The sequence below is a fragment of the Paracidovorax wautersii genome, from assembly GCF_900113035.1.
GTDB lineage: Bacteria > Pseudomonadota > Gammaproteobacteria > Burkholderiales > Burkholderiaceae_C > Paracidovorax > Paracidovorax wautersii.
Genome location: NZ_FONX01000001.1, coordinates 517,979 through 535,041, shown reverse-complemented (window position 1 = coordinate 535,041; position 17,063 = coordinate 517,979). Strand labels below are relative to the sequence as shown.

The 17,063-nt window shown below is 67.2% G+C and carries 14 protein-coding genes; 11 read left to right on the top strand and 3 right to left on the bottom strand.

Translation table 11 applies throughout. The annotated features are described in order from the left end of the window. Positions 1-11 precede the first annotated feature (11 nt). From nuoG to BM070_RS02225, 10 genes are all read left to right on the top strand, one after another. The gene (nuoG, locus tag BM070_RS02270) at positions 12-2,156 is read left to right on the top strand and encodes an NADH-quinone oxidoreductase subunit NuoG (RefSeq protein WP_092937156.1); all 2,145 of its coding nucleotides are present in this window, start codon (positions 12-14) and stop codon (positions 2,154-2,156) included. Further along, positions 2,153-3,229: an NADH-quinone oxidoreductase subunit NuoH gene (gene nuoH / locus BM070_RS02265; RefSeq protein ID WP_092937154.1), complete on the top strand. Its 1,077-nt coding sequence runs from the start codon at positions 2,153-2,155 to the stop codon at positions 3,227-3,229. The genes nuoG and nuoH overlap by 4 nt, the downstream gene beginning before the upstream one ends. Before the next feature lie 12 nt (positions 3,230-3,241). Further along, positions 3,242-3,757, top strand: a complete 516-nt coding sequence (nuoI, locus tag BM070_RS02260) for an NADH-quinone oxidoreductase subunit NuoI (RefSeq protein WP_092937152.1) — start codon at positions 3,242-3,244, stop codon at positions 3,755-3,757. 43 nt (positions 3,758-3,800) lie between these two features. Beyond that, the gene (locus BM070_RS02255; RefSeq protein WP_092937150.1) at positions 3,801-4,469 is read left to right on the top strand and encodes an NADH-quinone oxidoreductase subunit J; all 669 of its coding nucleotides are present in this window, start codon (positions 3,801-3,803) and stop codon (positions 4,467-4,469) included. Continuing rightward, on the top strand, positions 4,466-4,774 hold the full coding sequence (nuoK, locus tag BM070_RS02250; RefSeq protein ID WP_092937148.1) for an NADH-quinone oxidoreductase subunit NuoK: 309 nt from the start codon (positions 4,466-4,468) through the stop codon (positions 4,772-4,774). The genes BM070_RS02255 and nuoK overlap by 4 nt, the downstream gene beginning before the upstream one ends. Positions 4,775-4,805: 31 nt before the next feature. Continuing rightward, positions 4,806-6,845 (top strand): NADH-quinone oxidoreductase subunit L, encoded by a 2,040-nt coding sequence (gene nuoL / locus BM070_RS02245; protein WP_175518392.1) that lies wholly within the window; start codon positions 4,806-4,808, stop codon positions 6,843-6,845. 13 nt (positions 6,846-6,858) lie between these two features. After that, positions 6,859-8,334 carry an NADH-quinone oxidoreductase subunit M gene (locus BM070_RS02240; RefSeq protein WP_092937144.1) on the top strand — a complete coding sequence of 492 codons (1,476 nt, stop codon included), beginning with the start codon at positions 6,859-6,861 and terminating at the stop codon, positions 8,332-8,334. Positions 8,335-8,366: 32 nt separating this feature from the next. After that, the gene (gene nuoN, locus BM070_RS02235) at positions 8,367-9,860 is read left to right on the top strand and encodes an NADH-quinone oxidoreductase subunit NuoN (RefSeq protein WP_092937142.1); all 1,494 of its coding nucleotides are present in this window, start codon (positions 8,367-8,369) and stop codon (positions 9,858-9,860) included. Positions 9,861-10,134: 274 nt separating this feature from the next. Then, positions 10,135-10,446: a DUF2818 family protein gene (locus tag BM070_RS02230; RefSeq protein ID WP_092937140.1), complete on the top strand. Its 312-nt coding sequence runs from the start codon at positions 10,135-10,137 to the stop codon at positions 10,444-10,446. A gap of 107 nt (positions 10,447-10,553) precedes the next feature. After that, entirely contained in the window at positions 10,554-11,081 is a 528-nt protein-coding gene (locus tag BM070_RS02225; protein ID WP_092937138.1) for a DUF1178 family protein, read from the top strand. 4 nt (positions 11,082-11,085) lie between these two features. Here BM070_RS02225 and BM070_RS02220 read toward each other — a convergent pair whose 3' ends face one another. Together BM070_RS02220 and BM070_RS02215 are read right to left on the bottom strand one after the other, a co-directional pair. Further along, positions 11,086-12,969 (bottom strand): ABC transporter transmembrane domain-containing protein, encoded by a 1,884-nt coding sequence (locus BM070_RS02220; RefSeq protein WP_092937136.1) that lies wholly within the window; start codon positions 12,967-12,969, stop codon positions 11,086-11,088. 188 nt (positions 12,970-13,157) lie between these two features. Continuing rightward, complete coding sequence (locus tag BM070_RS02215) at positions 13,158-13,529, bottom strand: hypothetical protein (protein ID WP_092937134.1); 372 nt, start codon at positions 13,527-13,529, stop codon at positions 13,158-13,160. A 246-nt stretch (positions 13,530-13,775) separates the two neighbouring features. Between BM070_RS02215 and BM070_RS02210 the strand changes: the two genes are divergently transcribed. Next, a complete protein-coding gene (locus tag BM070_RS02210; protein WP_092937132.1) occupies positions 13,776-14,957 on the top strand; it encodes a glycerophosphodiester phosphodiesterase in 1,182 nt (393 codons plus the stop codon). Positions 14,958-15,020: 63 nt separating this feature from the next. Here the strand turns inward: BM070_RS02210 and mutL are convergent, their stop codons facing one another. Then, complete coding sequence (mutL, locus tag BM070_RS02205; RefSeq protein ID WP_092937130.1) at positions 15,021-17,054, bottom strand: DNA mismatch repair endonuclease MutL; 2,034 nt, start codon at positions 17,052-17,054, stop codon at positions 15,021-15,023. Positions 17,055-17,063 lie beyond the last annotated feature (9 nt).

The window sequence follows — 17,063 nt, the reverse complement described above, 5'->3', positions numbered from 1 at the left end:
CGAGAACGCATATGGTTGAAATCGAACTGGACGGGCGGAAGGTTGAAGTCGCCGAAGGCAGCATGGTCATGCATGCAGCCGAGAAGGCGGGCACCTACATTCCCCATTTTTGCTACCACAAGAAGCTTTCCATCGCCGCCAACTGCCGCATGTGCCTGGTGGACGTGGAAAAGGCACCCAAGCCCATGCCCGCCTGCGCCACGCCGGTCACGCAGGGCATGATCGTGCGCACCAAGAGCGACAAGGCCATCAAGGCCCAGCAGTCGGTCATGGAATTCCTGCTCATCAACCACCCGCTGGATTGCCCCATCTGCGACCAGGGCGGCGAGTGCCAGCTGCAGGATCTGGCCGTGGGCTACGGCGGTTCCTCCTCGCGCTATGCCGAGGAAAAGCGCGTCGTGTTCCACAAGGACGTCGGCCCGCTGATCTCCATGGAAGAGATGAGCCGCTGCATCCACTGCACCCGCTGCGTGCGCTTCGGCCAGGAAGTGGCCGGCGTGATGGAGCTGGGCATGATCCATCGCGGCGAGCATTCCGAGATCACCACCGTGGTGGGCGATACCGTGGACTCCGAGCTGTCGGGCAACATGATCGACATCTGCCCGGTCGGTGCGCTGACCAGCAAGCCCTTCCGCTACAGCGCCCGGACCTGGGAGCTGTCGCGCCGCAAGTCGGTGAGCCCGCACGATTCGACGGGTGCGAACCTGATCGTGCAGGTCAAGAACCACCGCGTGATGCGCGTGGTGCCGCTCGAGAACGAAGACGTCAACGAGTGCTGGATCGCCGACCGCGACCGCTTCTCCTACGAAGCCCTCAACGGCGACGACCGCCTGACCCGCCCCATGCTCAAGCAGGGCGGCCAGTGGCGTGAAGTCGATTGGCAGACGGCTCTCGAATACGTCGCCAACGGCCTGCAGGGCGTGAAGAACCAGCACGGCGCCAACGCCATCGGCGCCCTGGTCAGCCCGCACAGCACGCTGGAAGAGCTGTATCTGGCCGGCGCCCTGGTGCGTGGCCTGGGCAGCGACAACATCGACTACCGCCTGCGCAATGCGCAGTTCCCCGCTGCCGAAGGCGTTCGCTGGCTGGGCACCTCGATCGCATCGCTGTCTTCGCTGCAGTCGGTGCTGGTCGTGGGCTCCAACCTCCGCAAGGACCACCCGCTGTTCGCGCAGCGCATCCGCCAGGCCGCACGCCGCGGCTGCACGGTGACCGCGATCAACGCACGTGAATACGACTGGGCCATGCCCGTCGCGCAGACGCTGCTGGCTCCGGCCTCCGGCTGGCTGGCCGCACTGGCCGAAGTCGCCGCAGCCCTGGCCCAGGAAAAGGGCGTTGCCGCTCCCCAAGTCGTGGCGCAAGTGGGCGATGCCGCCCAGGCCGTGGCCCGTGCGCTGCTGTCCGGCGAACAGAAGGCCGTGCTGCTGGGCAACGGTGCCGCGCACCATGCCCAGGCCTCCAGCCTGCTGGCGCTGGCGCAGTGGATCGCCGAACAGACCGGCGCGACCGTCGGCTACCTGACCGAAGCCGCCAACACCGTGGGCGCGCAGTTCGTCGGCGCACAGCCGCAGTCGAACGGCCTGAACGCGGCGCAGATGCTGTCGGGCGGCGTCAAGGCGGCCCTGCTGCTGAACACCGAGCCGGAGCACGACTCCGCCCTGGGTGCCGACGCTGCCAAGGCCCTGGCCGGCATGGACATGGTGGTGACGCTGAGCCCGTTCAAGACCAACCTGGAATTCAGCGACGTGCTGCTGCCGATCGCTCCGTTCTCGGAAACCTCGGGCACCTTCGCCAATGCCGAAGGCCGGCTGCAGAGCTTCCATGCCGTGGTCAAGCCTCTGGGCGAGGCCCGTCCCGCCTGGAAGGTGCTGCGCGTGCTGGGCAACCTGCTCAGCGTGCCGGGCATCGGTTTCGAGACCTCGCAGGAGGTGCTGGCCCACGCCACGGGCGTGGCGCCGAGCGCTGCCGCGCTGGAGCAGATCCCTGCCGAGCGCTTGAGCAACCGCACGGCCGCTTCGGCCGCCGCGCCGGCGGGTGCCGCCGTGGGCGAGCCCGTGGTGGCGAGCATCTACCAACTGGACGGCCTGGTTCGCCGTGCCACGTCGCTGCAATTGACGGCCGACGCACGTCTGGCCGCTGAAGGAGCCGCAGCATGATCGACGCGATGTACAACGGCGGGCTGAACCTGTTCGCCGCCTCCTGGTGGACCGCCGCCGTGTGGCCCGTGCTCTGGAACCTCATCAAGATCGTCGCCATCGTGGCGCCGCTGATGGGTGCCGTCGCCTACCTCACGCTGTGGGAACGCAAGCTGCTGGGCTTCATGCAGGTCCGCCACGGCCCCAACCGCGTGGGCCCCTTCGGCCTGCTGCAGCCGCTGGCCGACGGCCTGAAGCTGCTGACCAAGGAAATCATCCAGCCCGCAGCCGCGAGCAAGGGTCTCTTCGTGCTGGGCCCGGTCATGGCGATCATGCCGGCGCTGGCCGCCTGGGTGGCGATTCCCTTCGGCCCCGAGACGGTTCTGGCCAACGTCAACGCCGGCCTGCTGCTGATCATGGCGATCACCTCGATCGAGGTGTACGGCGTGATCATCGCCGGCTGGGCATCGAACTCGAAGTACGCCTTCCTGGGCGCGCTGCGCGCCTCGGCCCAGATGGTGAGCTACGAAATCGCGATGGGCTTCTGCTTCCTGGTCGTCATCATGGTGTCCGGCAGCATGAACCTGACCGACGTCGTGACCAGCCAGGGGCAGGGCACGATGGCCGGCATGGGCCTGAGCTTCCTGTCCTGGAACTGGCTGCCGCTGCTGCCGATCTTCGTCGTCTATCTGATCTCCGGCGTGGCCGAAACCAACCGCCACCCCTTCGACGTGGTCGAAGGCGAAGCGGAAATCGTGGCCGGCCACATGGTCGAGTACTCGGGCATGGGCTTCGCGATCTTCTTCCTGGCCGAATACGCCAGCATGTGGCTGGTCTCGATCCTGGCCGTGCTGATGTTCCTGGGCGGCTGGCTGCCCCCGGTGGACGCGCTGGGCTTCATTCCGGGCTGGATCTGGCTGGGCATCAAGACGTTCCTGGTGGTCTCCATGTTCATCTGGATTCGCGCGACCTTCCCCCGCTTCCGCTATGACCAGATCATGCGTCTGGGCTGGAAGATCTTCATTCCGGTCACCCTGGTGTGGCTGCTCATCGTGGGCGCATGGCTGCATTCGCCCTGGAACATCTGGAAATAAGCGGGGACAACCATGACTGCTGTTGCTGCTGCTGCATCACCGTTTTCGGTGAAGGATTTTTTCAAGAGCTTCATGCTGGTGGAGCTCCTCAAGGGGATGGCTCTCACGGGCCGCTACGCCTTCCGCCGCAAGGTGACGGTGCAGTTCCCGGAAGAGAAGACGCCGCTGTCGCCGCGCTTTCGCGGCCTGCATGCGCTGCGCCGCTATGAGAACGGCGAAGAGCGCTGCATCGCCTGCAAGCTCTGCGAGGCCGTGTGCCCGGCGCTGGCGATCACCATCGAGTCCGATGTGCGTGCCGACGGCTCCCGCCGCACCACCCGCTACGACATCGACCTGACCAAGTGCATCTTCTGCGGCTTCTGCGAAGAAAGCTGCCCGGTCGATTCCATCGTGGAAACCCAGATCCTGGAATACCACGGCGAGAAGCGCGGCGACCTGTATTTCACCAAGGAAATGCTGCTTGCCGTGGGCGACCGCTACGAACCAGAGATTGCCGCAGCGAAGGCCGCGGACGCCAAGTACCGCTGACCCGCGGTACCGCCCCTGCCGACACTTACCAAAGATCTGATTCATGGACGCCAAGACTGGTTTCTTCTATCTGTTCTCGGTCGTGCTGCTCTATGCAGCCTTCCGAGTCATCACGGCCCGCAATCCGGTGCATGCCGTGCTGCACCTGATCCTCGCCTTCTCCCAAGCTGCGGCCATCTGGCTGTTGCTCAAGGCCGAGTTTCTCGCCATCGCGCTGGTGCTCGTCTATCTGGGCGCGGTGATGGTGCTGTTCCTCTTCGTGGTGATGATGCTGGACATCCACATCGACACGGTGCGAAGGGGCTTCTGGCGCAACTTCCCGCTGGCGGCCTTCGTCGGTGCGGTGATCGCCCTCGAAATGGCGGCCGTGCTGATGGGCGGCTTCCGCGGCGTGGATGAGCCCAAGGCGGTCGCCGCCGTGGTCGATGCCGCAGGCCAGGTCGTGCCTTACTCGAACACCAAGGCCCTGGGCAAGCTGCTCTACACCGAGTACCTGTATCCGGTGGAGATCGCGGCCGTGATCCTGCTGGTGGCGATGATCGCCGCCATCGCGCTCACGCTGCGCCAGCGCAAGGACAACAAGACCATCAACCCGTCGGAGCAGATCCGCGTGCGTGCCAGTGACCGTGTCGCCATGGTGAAGGTGCCCGCCACCCAGAAGGCTGCAGAGCCGGCCCCCGCCGCGCCCGCTGCCGAGGAGAAGAAAGCATGACGTTGACCCTGGGCCATTTCCTCTCGCTGGGCGCCATGCTGTTCGCGCTCTCCGTGATCGGCATCTTCCTGAACCGCAAGAACCTCATCGTCCTGCTCATGGCCATCGAGCTGATGCTGCTGGCCGTGAACATGAACTTCGTGGCCTTCTCGCACTACCTGGGCGACATGCACGGCCAGGTGTTCGTGTTCTTCATCCTGACCGTGGCGGCGGCCGAATCCGCCATCGGCCTGGCCATCCTGGTTCTGCTGTTCCGCAACAAGTCCAGCATCAACGCGGAAGACCTCAACACCCTCCAGGGTTGATGGGCGCCGGACACAAGCAAGGTTCTCAAGAATGAGTCAAACCCTCTCTGCATCCATGCTCCTGGCGGTGCCTTTGGCGCCGCTGGCGGGTTCCGCGCTCGCGGGTATCTGGGGCACGGCCTTCGGTGGTAACAAGATCGGCCGCGGTGGCAGCCATTCGCTGACCATCCTGGGCGTGCTGGTGGCCTTCGTCCTGTCGGCCATCACGCTCAACAGCGTGATCTCCGACGGTGCCCGTTTCGACCAGACCATCTACACCTGGATGGTGGTCGGTGGCCTGAAGATGGAAATCGGCTTCCTGATCGACAGCATCACCGCGATGATGATGTGCGTGGTGACCTTCGTGTCGCTGATGGTCCACATCTACACCATGGGCTACATGGAAGAGGACGACGGCTACAACCGTTTCTTCTCCTACATCTCGCTGTTCACGTTCTCCATGCTGATGCTCGTGATGAGCAACAACCTGCTGCAGCTGTTCTTCGGTTGGGAAGCGGTGGGCCTGGTGTCGTACCTGCTGATCGGCTTCTACTTCAAGAAGCCCACGGCCATCTTCGCCAACATGAAGGCCTTCCTGGTCAACCGCGTCGGCGACTTCGGCTTCATCCTGGGCATCGGCCTGATCGCTGCCTACACCGGCACGCTGAACTACGGCGAGATCTTCGCCAAGCTGCCCGAGATCCAGAGCACGCTGCTGCCCGGCACGGGCTGGATGCTGGTCACCGTGATCGCCATCTGCCTGTTCATCGGTGCCATGGGCAAGTCGGCCCAGTTCCCGCTGCACGCCTGGCTGCCCGATTCGATGGAAGGCCCGACCCCCATCTCCGCGCTGATCCACGCGGCTACCATGGTGACCGCCGGCATCTTCATGGTGTCGCGCATGTCCCCGCTGTATGAGCTGTCCGATACCGCGCTCAACTTCATCCTGGTGATCGGCTCCATCACGGCGCTGTTCATGGGCGTGCTGGGCATCATCCAGAACGACATCAAGCGCGTGATCGCGTATTCCACGCTGTCGCAGCTGGGCTACATGACCGTGGCGCTGGGCGCTTCGGCCTACTCGGTGGCCGTGTTCCACCTGATGACCCACGCCTTCTTCAAGGCCCTGCTGTTCCTCGGTGCGGGTTCCGTGATCATGGGCATGCACCACAACCAGGACATCCGCTGGATGGGCGGCGTGCGCAAGTACATGCCCATCACCTGGATCACGTTCCTGCTGGGCAACCTGGCGCTGATCGGCACGCCGTTCTTCTCGGGCTTCTATTCCAAGGACGCCATCATCGAAGCGGTGCACGCCACGAACCTGCCGGGCTCGGCCTTCGCCAACTTCTCGGTGCTGGCCGGCGTGTTCATCACGGCGTTCTATTCCTTCCGCCTGTACTTCATCGTCTTCCACGGCAAGGAGCGCTACGACCAGAACCCGGACGCGCACCACGACGACCACCATGCGCACGACGACCACCACGGCCATGGCCACGATGCCAAGCCGCACGAGTCTCCGCTGGTCGTGACCGGCCCCCTGGTGCTGCTGGCCATTCCCTCGGTCGTCATCGGTGCCATCGCGCTGATGCCGCTGCTGTTCGGCGACTTCTTCAAGGGCGTGATCCACGTCGATGCCGCCAAGCACGGCGCCATGGCCGAGCTGGCCGAATCCATCCACGGCTGGGTGCCGATGGCGCTGCACGGCTTCACGGGCATGCCTTTCTGGCTGGCGCTGGCCGGCGTGGTGTCGTCCTATGTGTTCTATCTGGTCAAGCCCGAATGGCCCGCCGCCATCAAGGCCGCGATGCAGAAGATCGGCGTCTATCAGCTGCTGGAAGCCAAGTACGGCGTGGACTGGGTCTATGAGAACGTGTTCGCGCGCGGCTCGCGCCTGCTCGGCACCGGTCTCTGGAAGGCTGGCGACCAGGCCGTGATTGACGGTCTGGTGGTCAATGGCTCGTGGAAGCTGGTCGGCCGCATCGCCTCGGTGGTGCGCTGGTTCCAGTCGGGCTACATCTACCACTATGCGCTGGTCATGATCCTGGGCGTGTTCGCGCTCATGACGTACTTCGTGTGGCTCAACAAGTAGGGGAAGAACAAAAATGGGTTGGTTGAGTCTTGCGATCTGGACACCGATCGCCTTCGGTGTCCTGCTGCTCGCCTTCGGGCGTGAAGAACATGCACGGGCCGTGCGCTGGCTGGCCCTGATCGGCTCGCTGGTCGCGCTGGCCGTGACGGTGCCTCTGTATGTCGGTTTCGACAACACCACCGCCGCCGCGCAGTTCGTCGAGAAGGCCATGTGGATCGAGCGCTTCAATGTGCACTACCACCTGGGCGTCGATGGCATCTCCTTCTGGTTCGTGCCGCTGACGGCCTTCATCACGGTGATCGTGGTGATCGCCTCTTGGGAGTCCATCACCGAGCGCGTGAACCAGTACATGGGCGCGTTCCTGATCCTCTCGGGCCTGATGATCGGCGTGTTCAGCGCGCTGGACGGCATGCTGTTCTACGTCTTCTTCGAGGCCACGCTGATCCCGATGTATCTCATCATCGGCATCTGGGGCGGCCCGAACAAGATCTACGCGGCGTTCAAGTTCTTCCTCTACACGCTGCTGGGCTCGCTGCTCATGCTGATCGCGCTGATCTACCTGTACAACCAGTCGGGTGGCAGCTTCGACATCGCCACCTGGCACCAGCTGCCGCTCACGGGCACCGCCCAGACGCTGCTGTTCTTCGCCTTCTTCGCGGCCTTCGCCGTGAAGGTGCCGATGTGGCCCGTGCACACCTGGCTGCCCGACGTCCACGTCGAGGCCCCCACCGGCGGCTCCGCCGTGCTGGCCGCGATCATGCTGAAGCTGGGCGCCTACGGTTTCCTGCGCTTCTCGCTGCCCATCGCTCCTGATGCCGCCCGCCAGTGGGCCTGGCTGATGATCGCCCTGTCGCTCATCGCCGTGATCTACGTGGGCCTGGTGGCCATGGTGCAGAAGGACATGAAGAAGCTGGTGGCCTATTCGTCCGTCGCCCACATGGGCTTCGTCACGCTGGGCTTCTTCATCTTCAACCCGCTGGGCGTGTCCGGCGGCCTGGTGCAGATGATCGCCCACGGCTTCGTGTCGGGCGCCATGTTCCTGTCCATCGGCGTGCTGTACGACCGCGTGCATTCGCGGGAGATCGCTGCCTACGGCGGCGTGGTCAACACCATGCCCAAGTTCGCCGCCTTCGCGCTGCTGTTCGCCATGGCCAACTGCGGCCTGCCGGGCACCGCTGGCTTCGTCGGCGAGTGGATGGTGATCCTGGGTGCCGTCAAGCACAACTTCTGGATCGGCCTGGGTGCCGCCACCGCGCTGATCTTCGGCGCGGCCTACACCCTCTGGATGTACAAGCGCGTGTATCTGGGCCCCGTGGCCAACGACCACGTGCGTGACCTGAAGGACATCGGCAGCCGCGAATTCCTGGTGATGGCCGTTCTGGCGATCGCCGTGCTGTACATGGGCATCTACCCCCGTCCGTTCACCGACGTGATGGATGTGTCGGTGGCCCAGCTGCTCCAGCACGTGGCGCTGTCCAAGCTCCACTGATTGATCCACCAGACTGAACCGAGAGAGACGAGATGATTGACAACATCAGCTGGCTGGCGATCTACCCCGAGATCGTGCTTCTGGTCATGGCCTGCGTGATCGCGCTGGTGGACCTGGGTGTTTCCAGCGCCCGCCGCACGGGCACCTACGTGCTCACCATGCTCACGCTCACCGTGGTGGCCGTGCTGCAAGGCATCTACGCCAGCGGCGGCAACACCTTCTACGGCTGGGGCAACATGGTCGTGAGCGACGCCATGGGCAACTGGCTCAAGTGCTTCGCCACCGTGGCCATGATGGTCACCCTGGTCTATGGCCGGCCCTACGCTGCCGACCGCGGCATGCTGCGCGGCGGCGAGCTGTTCACGCTGTCGATGTTCGCGCTGCTGGGCATCTTCATCATGATCTCGGGCAACAACTTCCTAGTGATCTACCTGGGCCTGGAACTGCTCACGCTCTCCAGCTACGCGCTGGTGGCCCTGCGCCGCGACCACACCACCGCCACCGAAGCCGCGATGAAGTACTTCGTGCTCGGCGCCATGGCCAGCGGCTTCCTGCTGTACGGCCTGTCGATGCTCTACGGCGCGACCGGCTCCCTGGACATCGGCCAGGTCTTCAAGGCCGTGAACTCCGGCCAGATCCGCCATCAGGTGCTGGTGTTCGGCCTGGTGTTCGTGGTGGCCGGCCTGGCCTTCAAGCTGGGTGTCGTGCCTTTCCACATGTGGATTCCCGACGTCTATCAAGGCGCGCCCACGGCCGTCACGCTGGTCATCGGCGGCGCGCCCAAGCTGGCGGCCTTCGCCATCACCGTCCGCCTGCTGGTGGACGGCCTGCTGCCGCTGGCCATCGACTGGCAGCAGATGCTGGCCGTGCTGGCGATCGGCTCGCTGCTGGTCGGCAACCTGGCGGCCATCATGCAGACCAACCTCAAGCGCATGCTGGCCTATTCCACGATCTCGCAGATGGGCTTCGTGTTGCTGGGCCTGATGTCCGGCGTGATCCAGGGCAACGTCGATGCGACCGCTGTCGAGAACGCCTACAGCTCCGCCATGTTCTACGTGGTGACCTATGTGCTGACCACGCTGGCGGCCTTCGGCGTCATCATGCTGCTGGCCCGCGAAGGCTTCGAGAGCGAGGAAGTGGCTGACCTGTCCGGCCTGAACCAGCGCAGCCCGCTGTATGCAGCCGTGATGTCGATCTGCCTCTTCTCGTTCGCCGGCTTGCCTCCGCTGGTGGGCTTCTACGCCAAGCTGTCCGTGCTGCAGGCTCTGGTGGCTTCGGGCCAGACGGCGCACCTGGTGCTGGCCGTGTTCGCGGTGATGATGTCGCTGATCGGCGCCTTCTACTACCTGCGCGTGGTCAAGGTCATGTACTTCGACGCGCCGCTGACCGCCACCCGCGTGTCCGCACCGCTGGACGTGCGCGTGGTGCTCACGGTGAACGGCGCCCTGGTGCTGGTGCTGGGCCTGCTGCCCGGCGGCCTGATGGCGCTGTGCGCCGACGCCGTGGTGCGCGCGCTGGCGACCTGAGCGGGCTTCATCGCTGCACAGGCATCTGCTCGGCAGGTGGCCTGGATCACATGAGCGGGAGTGCGGTACCTTGGGGGCCGGCTCCCGTTGTCGCTGGTGGGGGTATGCTGCCGGATCGGGCCGCCGGGCCTCGGGTTGCTCGGCTGTGCCGCATCCCGCTCGGTGTGATGCGCAGTCGGATGCTGCGGCCCCGCAGTGTCTTTCGTTTTTCCATTTCCTTGCCTGAACGGCGGCATCGCTCCCGCAGCGCCGTCCGGGCCCTACGGATCGAACCATGTCCCAAACAGGAGCCATCTGGCTGGTGATCGTGGCGGCCTTGCTGGCCGCCAATCTGCCGTTCATGAACCAGCGCTGGTTCGCGGTCGGCCCGGCCGCGCCGGCTGCCGTTGGCAAGCCGCTGATCGGGCGGGTGGTGGAGATGGTGGTGCTGTATTTCCTGGTGGGCGGCTTCGCGCTCATGCTCGAAAAGCGCGCCGGGCAGATCGCGCCGCAGGGCTGGGAGTTCTATGCGGTCACCGCCACCTTGTTCCTGACGCTGGCGTTTCCCGGCTTCGTCTATCGCTACCTGCTGAAGCGGCGTGGCTGAGGCCGCGTGCCGTTCGGCATCGCCGCTGATCGCCTGCTATCGATCCAGCCAGTTTCTTCGTCACACAGCAACACGCCATCCACCGACCTGAACGGCTTTGGCACTCCATGAAGGTTCTCGATCTTTTCTGTCCGAACGACCATGCTTTCGAAGGCTGGTTCGCATCCGAAGACGACTATCAGTCGCAGCTGCAGCGTGGCTTGCTGCAGTGCCCGCTCTGCGGCAGCGGCGACATCCGCAAGGGGCTGAGCGCGCCCCGGCTCAACCTCGGTGCCCGTGCGCCTGCCATCGAGCAGCCGGCCCCGCAGGCTTCGCTGCCTATGCCCGCACAGGGCACTCCAGGCTCTTCGGATGAACGGGCCCCGGCCCTGACGCCCGACCAGATGCGCCAGGCCCAGGCCGTGCACCAGCAACTGCAGGCGGCCTGGCTGCGCGTCTCGCGCGAGATCGTGGCCCGCACGGAAGACGTGGGGCCGCGCTTCGCCCAGGAGGCGCTGGACATGCATCGCGGCGAGATCGAGGAGCGCCCCATCCGTGGCCAGGCCACGCGCGAAGAAGCGGTGCAACTGATGGAAGAGGGCGTCGCCTTGATGCCGCTGGCCTTGCCTGCGGCGGCCAAGGAAACCTTGCAGTAAGCGGTCAGTCGCGCAGGGCGTCCGTGCTGGCGCCTGAACCCGTGGTCGCTGGCGTGCGCGGGCCTTGCCCCGTGAACTGCAGCGCCGCCAGCCGGGCATAGACGCCTCGCCGGCGCAGCAGATCCTCGTGCCGGCCTTCCTCGACGATGCGGCCCTGGTCCATTACGACGATGCGGTCCGCGTTCTGCACCGTGGCCAGCCGGTGGGCGATGACCAGGGTGGTGCGGCTGCCGCCCGGGCGGTGCATGGCGGATTCCAGCGCCGCCTGCACCATGCGCTCGCTCTCGGCGTCCAGCGCGCTGGTGGCCTCGTCCAGCAGCAGCACGGGCGCGTCCTTCAACAAAGCCCGCGCGATGGCCATGCGCTGGCGCTGCCCGCCCGAGAGGCGCACGCCGCGCTCGCCCAGGAAGGTGTCGTAGCCCTGGGGCAGGGCCTCGATGAAGCCATGGGCGAAGGCGGCGCGGGCTGCAGCGGTCACTTCGGCATCGGTGGCGCCGGGACGCCCGTAGCGGATGTTCTCGCGCGCCGAGGTCGAGAAGATCACCGCATCCTGCGGCACGATGGCGATGCCCTGGCGCAGCCGCTCCAGCGGCAGGCTGCGGATGTCCTGGCCGGCCAGCGTGATGCGGCCGGCATCGGCCGGGCTGCGGCCCAGGTCGTAGAAGCGCTGCAGCAGCTGGAACACGGTGCTCTTGCCGGCGCCGCTGGCGCCGACCAGGGCCACCGTTTCGCCGGGGCGCAGCGCCAGGTCGAAGGACTGCAGCGCGGGCACTTCCGGGCGGGAGGGGTAGGAGAAGTGCACGTTCTCGAAGGCCAGCGCCGCTGTTCCCTGATCCGGCGTGGCCGGCAGGGTGGATGCGTGGGCTGGTGCGTGCGCCGATACGGCGGGCACCGTGCTGTCCAGCAGCTCCATCAACCGCTCGGTGGCGCCGGCAGCGCGCAGCAGATCGCCATAGACCTCGCCCAGCACGGCCACCGCGCCGGCCAGGAACATCACGTAGATCACGGTCTGGCCGAGCTGCCCGGCCGACAGCGTGCCGGCGATGACGGCCTGCGTGCCCTGGTAGAGGCCCCAGAGCAGCAGCGCGGCGTTGGCGATGATGATGAAGGCCACCAGCACGGCGCGCGCACGGCTGCGGCGCGTGGCGGTGCGAAAGGCCGCCTCGGTGGCGGCGGCGAAGCGATCGGCCTCGCGCTCTTCGGCCGTGAAGCTCTGCACCACCGCGATGCCGTTGAGCACCTCGGCCGCGATGGCGCTGGCATCGGCCACGCGGTCCTGGCTGTCGCGCGAGAGGCGGCGCACCCGCCGCCCGAACCAGAGCGTGGGCAGCACCACCACGCCCACGGCGACGAAGACCAGCACCATGACGTAGGGGTGCGTCCACACCAGCATGGCCAGCGCACCCAGCGCCAGCACGGCATTGCGCAGGCCCATGGACAGCGACGAGCCGACGACGGTCTGCACCAGCGTGGTGTCCACCGTCAGGCGCGAGAGCACCTCGCCGGTCTGCGTGGTCTCGAAGAATTCGGGGTTCTGCCGCAGCACGTGGGCATAGACGGCATTGCGCAGGTCGGCCGTCACGCGCTCGCCCAGCCAGCTCACCATGTAAAACCGCGCCGACGAGAAAACGCCCAGCGCCATCGCCACGCCGAACAGCGCCGCGAAGTGCTCGCGCAGCGCCAGCACCTGCCCGCCCCGGTCGGGCGTGAGCAGGCCCTGGTCGATCAGCTGCCGCAGCGCCAGCGGAAACGCCAGCGTGGCGAGTGCCGCCAGCAGCAGGAACACCAGCGCCAGCGCGATGCGGCCCGCATACGGGCGCAGAAAGGGCAGCAGGCCGGCCAGGGCGCGGGGTGGGGCGGAGGGCGGCGAGGTGGTGGCGGACGGCATGGGGCCAGTGTAGGCGGGTGAGGGGAAGGGGGGCTTGCGCTGGCAGTGGATTCAGCCCCGTAATGGCTCTGAGCGCTTATGGATCAAGCGTCTTGCGCTATCGAAAGCATAGCTATCACGCAGACGTGATGGCGGGCTGCGGCCAGGGCGGCCCGCAGCGCTTGCGATGCCGGCAGCGCCGGCACATGTCAGGCCGGGCTGAAGCGCTGCCGGAAGGCCTCGGCGAAGGTTTCGGTGCCGCTCAGGGAGAAGGTGAGCGAGTGCCGCTCGCCAGCGGCGCCGCCCACGGCCGGCAGCAGGCGGCGCGATGCGGCGTCGTAGCGCAGTGGCTGCAGCGCGCTGCCGTCGCCGGGCTCGTGCTGCAGGTCGAAGTCCCAGGTGCCGCCGTCTTCCCATGGGCCTTGCTGGCCGGGGAATTCGGCATGGGCCCAGTCCAGCACGGCGACCACTTCGGCCTCCCAGGCTGGCACCTGGGCGCTGGCCACATGGGCGATGGCGTCCCAGGTGGCGATGCCGTCATCGTCTTCGCTGTAGTCGAATTCCAGGTAGTGCAGGGTCATGGTGTTCAGAGGCGGGTGCGGAGCCCGGTGATTGTGCTTCCCGCTGCGTGCGTGTCATCGCACCATGTTGGAGCTTTTTGTGGTTGGATTGCACTTCATTGGTGCAATTGACCGCACTGGATTGGCGTGAATCTGTCTTGTGTCCGTCATCGAATCGCCGCAGAGTGCGTGAGCGCCCGTGACGGCGACCTGGCCTGTGCCAGCCAGAGCGGCCTCCCCTCGAAAGTATCCAGAAAGGTGATCTCCATGCGACTCACTGCGACGATAAGTTCTTCCAACGCCCTGGTGGCCCTGGCGGCCTTGGCGGCGGCCGCGCTGCTGGCCGGCTGCGGCGGCAACGATGGGGCGCCCACCCTGGATGGCCGCAAGGCCCTGGTGATCGGCCACCGGGGCGCGGCCGGCTACCTGCCCGACCACACGCTGGAGGGCTACCGCCGCGGCATCGAGATGGGGGCCGACTTCATCGAGCCCGACCTGGTCGCCACCCGGGACGGCGTGCTCATCGCCCGCCACGAGCCCAACATCACCGGCACGACCGACGTGTCCACCCGCCCCGAATTCGCCAGCCGCAAGACCAGGAAGGTGGTCGATGGCGTGACGGAGGAGGGCTGGTTCGCCTCCGACTTCACGCTCGCCGAGATCAAGACCCTGCGCGCCGTGCAGCCGCTGGCCGAGCGCGACCAGTCGTTCAACGGCCGCTTCCAGATCCCCACGTTCAACGAGGTGCTGGACCTGGCCCGCAGCGAAGGCCAGCGCCGGGGCCGCACGGTGGGCGTCTATGCCGAGACCAAGCACCCCACCTACCACGCCCGCCTGGGCCTGCCGCTCGAAGACCGCCTGCTGGCCACGCTCGCGCAGTACGGCTACACGGCCAAGGATTCGCCCGTGATCCTGCAGTCGTTCGAGGTGTCCAACCTCAAGTACCTGCGCGGCAAGACGCAGCTGCGGCTGGTGCAGCTGGTGGATGCCAACGACGTCAACCCCGACGGCAGCATCGACCTGACCGCGCCCTACGACAAGCCCTACGACTTCGCCGTCGCGGGCGACAGCCGCACCTTCGCCAGCCTGCTCACGCCCGCGGGCCTGAAGGAAGTGAAGACCTATGCCGACGGCATCGGGCCTTGGAAGCCCTACCTGATTCCCACGCGCCTGCTGGACGACAACCGCGACGGCAGGCCCGACGACCTCAACGGCGACGGCCGCATCGATGAAAGCGACCGCGTGCTGATGGCGCCCACGCAGGTGGTGGCGAACGCGCACGATGCGGGCCTCTTCGTGCACCCCTACACCTTCCGCAGCGAAGCCAGGCGGCTGGCTTCGGACTACCGGGGCGACCCCAAGGCCGAATACCGCCGCTTCTTCGCGCTGGGCGTGGACGGCGTGTTCTCGGACTTCCCCGATCAGGCCAGGGCCGCCCGCGACGATTGAGGAGCGCCGGGCCCGCCCTGGCGGGCCGGCAGGCCGGCTGAGGCTGGCCGGCCTATCCGCCCCTCAACGGCCGCGCAGGAAGAGCGCGTCCAGCTCCTTCATGCTGAGCTGCCGCCAGGTGGGCCGGCCGTGGTTGCACTGGTCGGAGCGGTCGGTGGTTTCCATCTGCCGCAGCAGCGCGTTCATCTCGTCGATGGTGAGCCGCCGGTTGGCGCGCACTGCGCCGTGGCAGGCCATGGTGCCCAGGATCTCGTTGCGCGCGCGCTGCACCACGGTGCTGGCGTCGTGCGCGGCCAGCTCGGCCAGCACGCTGCGCGCCAGCTCCACCGGGTTGCCCTGCGCCAGGGTCGTGGGCACGGCGCGCACGGCCAGGGTGCGCGGCGAGAAGGGAGAAATCTCCAGGCCCAGCATCTCCAGCGTCTCGGCCTGGGCCTCGGCCGTGGCGACTTCCTCGGGCGTGGCGGCGAAGGTGGCCGGGATCAGCAGCGGCTGGCTGGCGATGCGCGCCGCGCCGTCCACCTGGGCCTTCAGGCGCTCATAGACGATGCGTTCGTGCGCGGCATGCATGTCCACCACGATCAGGCCCTGGGCGTTCTCGGCCAGGATATAGACGCCGTGGATCTGCGCGACGGCGCGGCCCAACGGCCAGGTGGCGGCCTCGGCGGCGGGTGTCTGTTCCCGCTCGGCAGGGGCCGGTGCGGCGGCCGTGCCCCAGGCCTGCGCGGGCGGCATGGCGAGCGGCTCGGCGCCGGATGGGGCTGCGGGATCGGTCAGGGTCGCGGAGGCTGCAGGCATGAAGCTCGGCTGCGGCGCGGGGCCGGCACCGAAGGCCGAGGGCGCCGGCGAAGGCGTGCCCCAGAGCGCCTGCAGGTCGGACACCTTGTGGCCCGGGCGCTCATCGAATTTGATAGCGCTCTGCGCTTGCGGATAGGGCGCTGCGGGGCGATTCGGCACTGAAAACGTCGGCACGCCGACGCCCAGGCCCGAGGCCGGCGCTGCGTCGCCGGAAGAGGAGGCGCCAGCCGCCGCCTGCGCCAGCGCCTGGGCGCGCGGTGCGGCCAGGGCGTTCTCTACCGCGTGGCGCACGGCCTGGTGCACCTCGCGGCTGTCGCGGAAGCGGACCTCGATCTTGGTCGGGTGCACGTTCACATCGACGCGCAGCGGGTCGATCTCGACATAGAGCGCATACACCGGCTGCTTCTGGCCGTGCAGCACGTCTTCGTAGGCGCTGCGGGCCGCGTGCGTGAGCACCTTGTCGCGCACGAAGCGGCCGTTGACATAGCAGAACTGCTGGTCGGCCCGCGAGCGCGCCGCATCGGGCAGGCCCGCGCGGCCGGTGACGGTGACGGCGCCCATGCGGTGGCGCACCGGCACCGATTCGGTGAGGAAGTCTTCGCCCAGCACGTCGGCCAGGCGGCGGGCCAGGGCCTGCTGCAGCGCGTCGTCGGCGTCGTCCGCATCTGCGGTGGCGGCCAGCGTGGCGCGCCACTGCTCCACCAGCTTGCCTTCGTGCCAGATGGCGAAGCCTACGTCGGGGCGGGCCAGCGCGTGGCGGCGCACGGCTTCGATGCAGTGGGCCAGCTCCGTGGCGTCGGTCTTGAGGAACTTGCGCCGCGCGGGCGTGGAGAAGAAGAGTTCCTTGACCTCGACCGTGGTGCCCACGCTGCGGGCGGCAGGGCGCAGCTCGCCGCTGCGCGCATCGAGCAGGAAGGCGCTGGCCTGCTGCGCGGTGCGCGAGAGCAGGGCCATTTCCGACACCGAGGCGATGGCGGCCAGCGCCTCGCCCCGGAAGCCCATGGTGGCGACCGATTCCAGGTCGTGCAGGTTGGTGATCTTGCTGGTGGCGTGGCGGCGCAGGGCGACGGGCAGCTCTTCCTGCGGAATGCCGCCGCCGTCGTCCTCCACGGCGATCAGGCGCACGCCGCCGGCCAGCAGGCGCACGGTGATCTGGCGGGCGCCGGCATCGAGCGCGTTGTCCACCAGCTCGCGCACGGCGGAGGCGGGGCGCTCGACCACTTCGCCCGCGGCGATCTGGCTGATCAGCTCGTCGGGCAGGTCACGGATGGGGCGGCGGGGCAGGGGCAATGGGGCGTTCACCAGGTGATT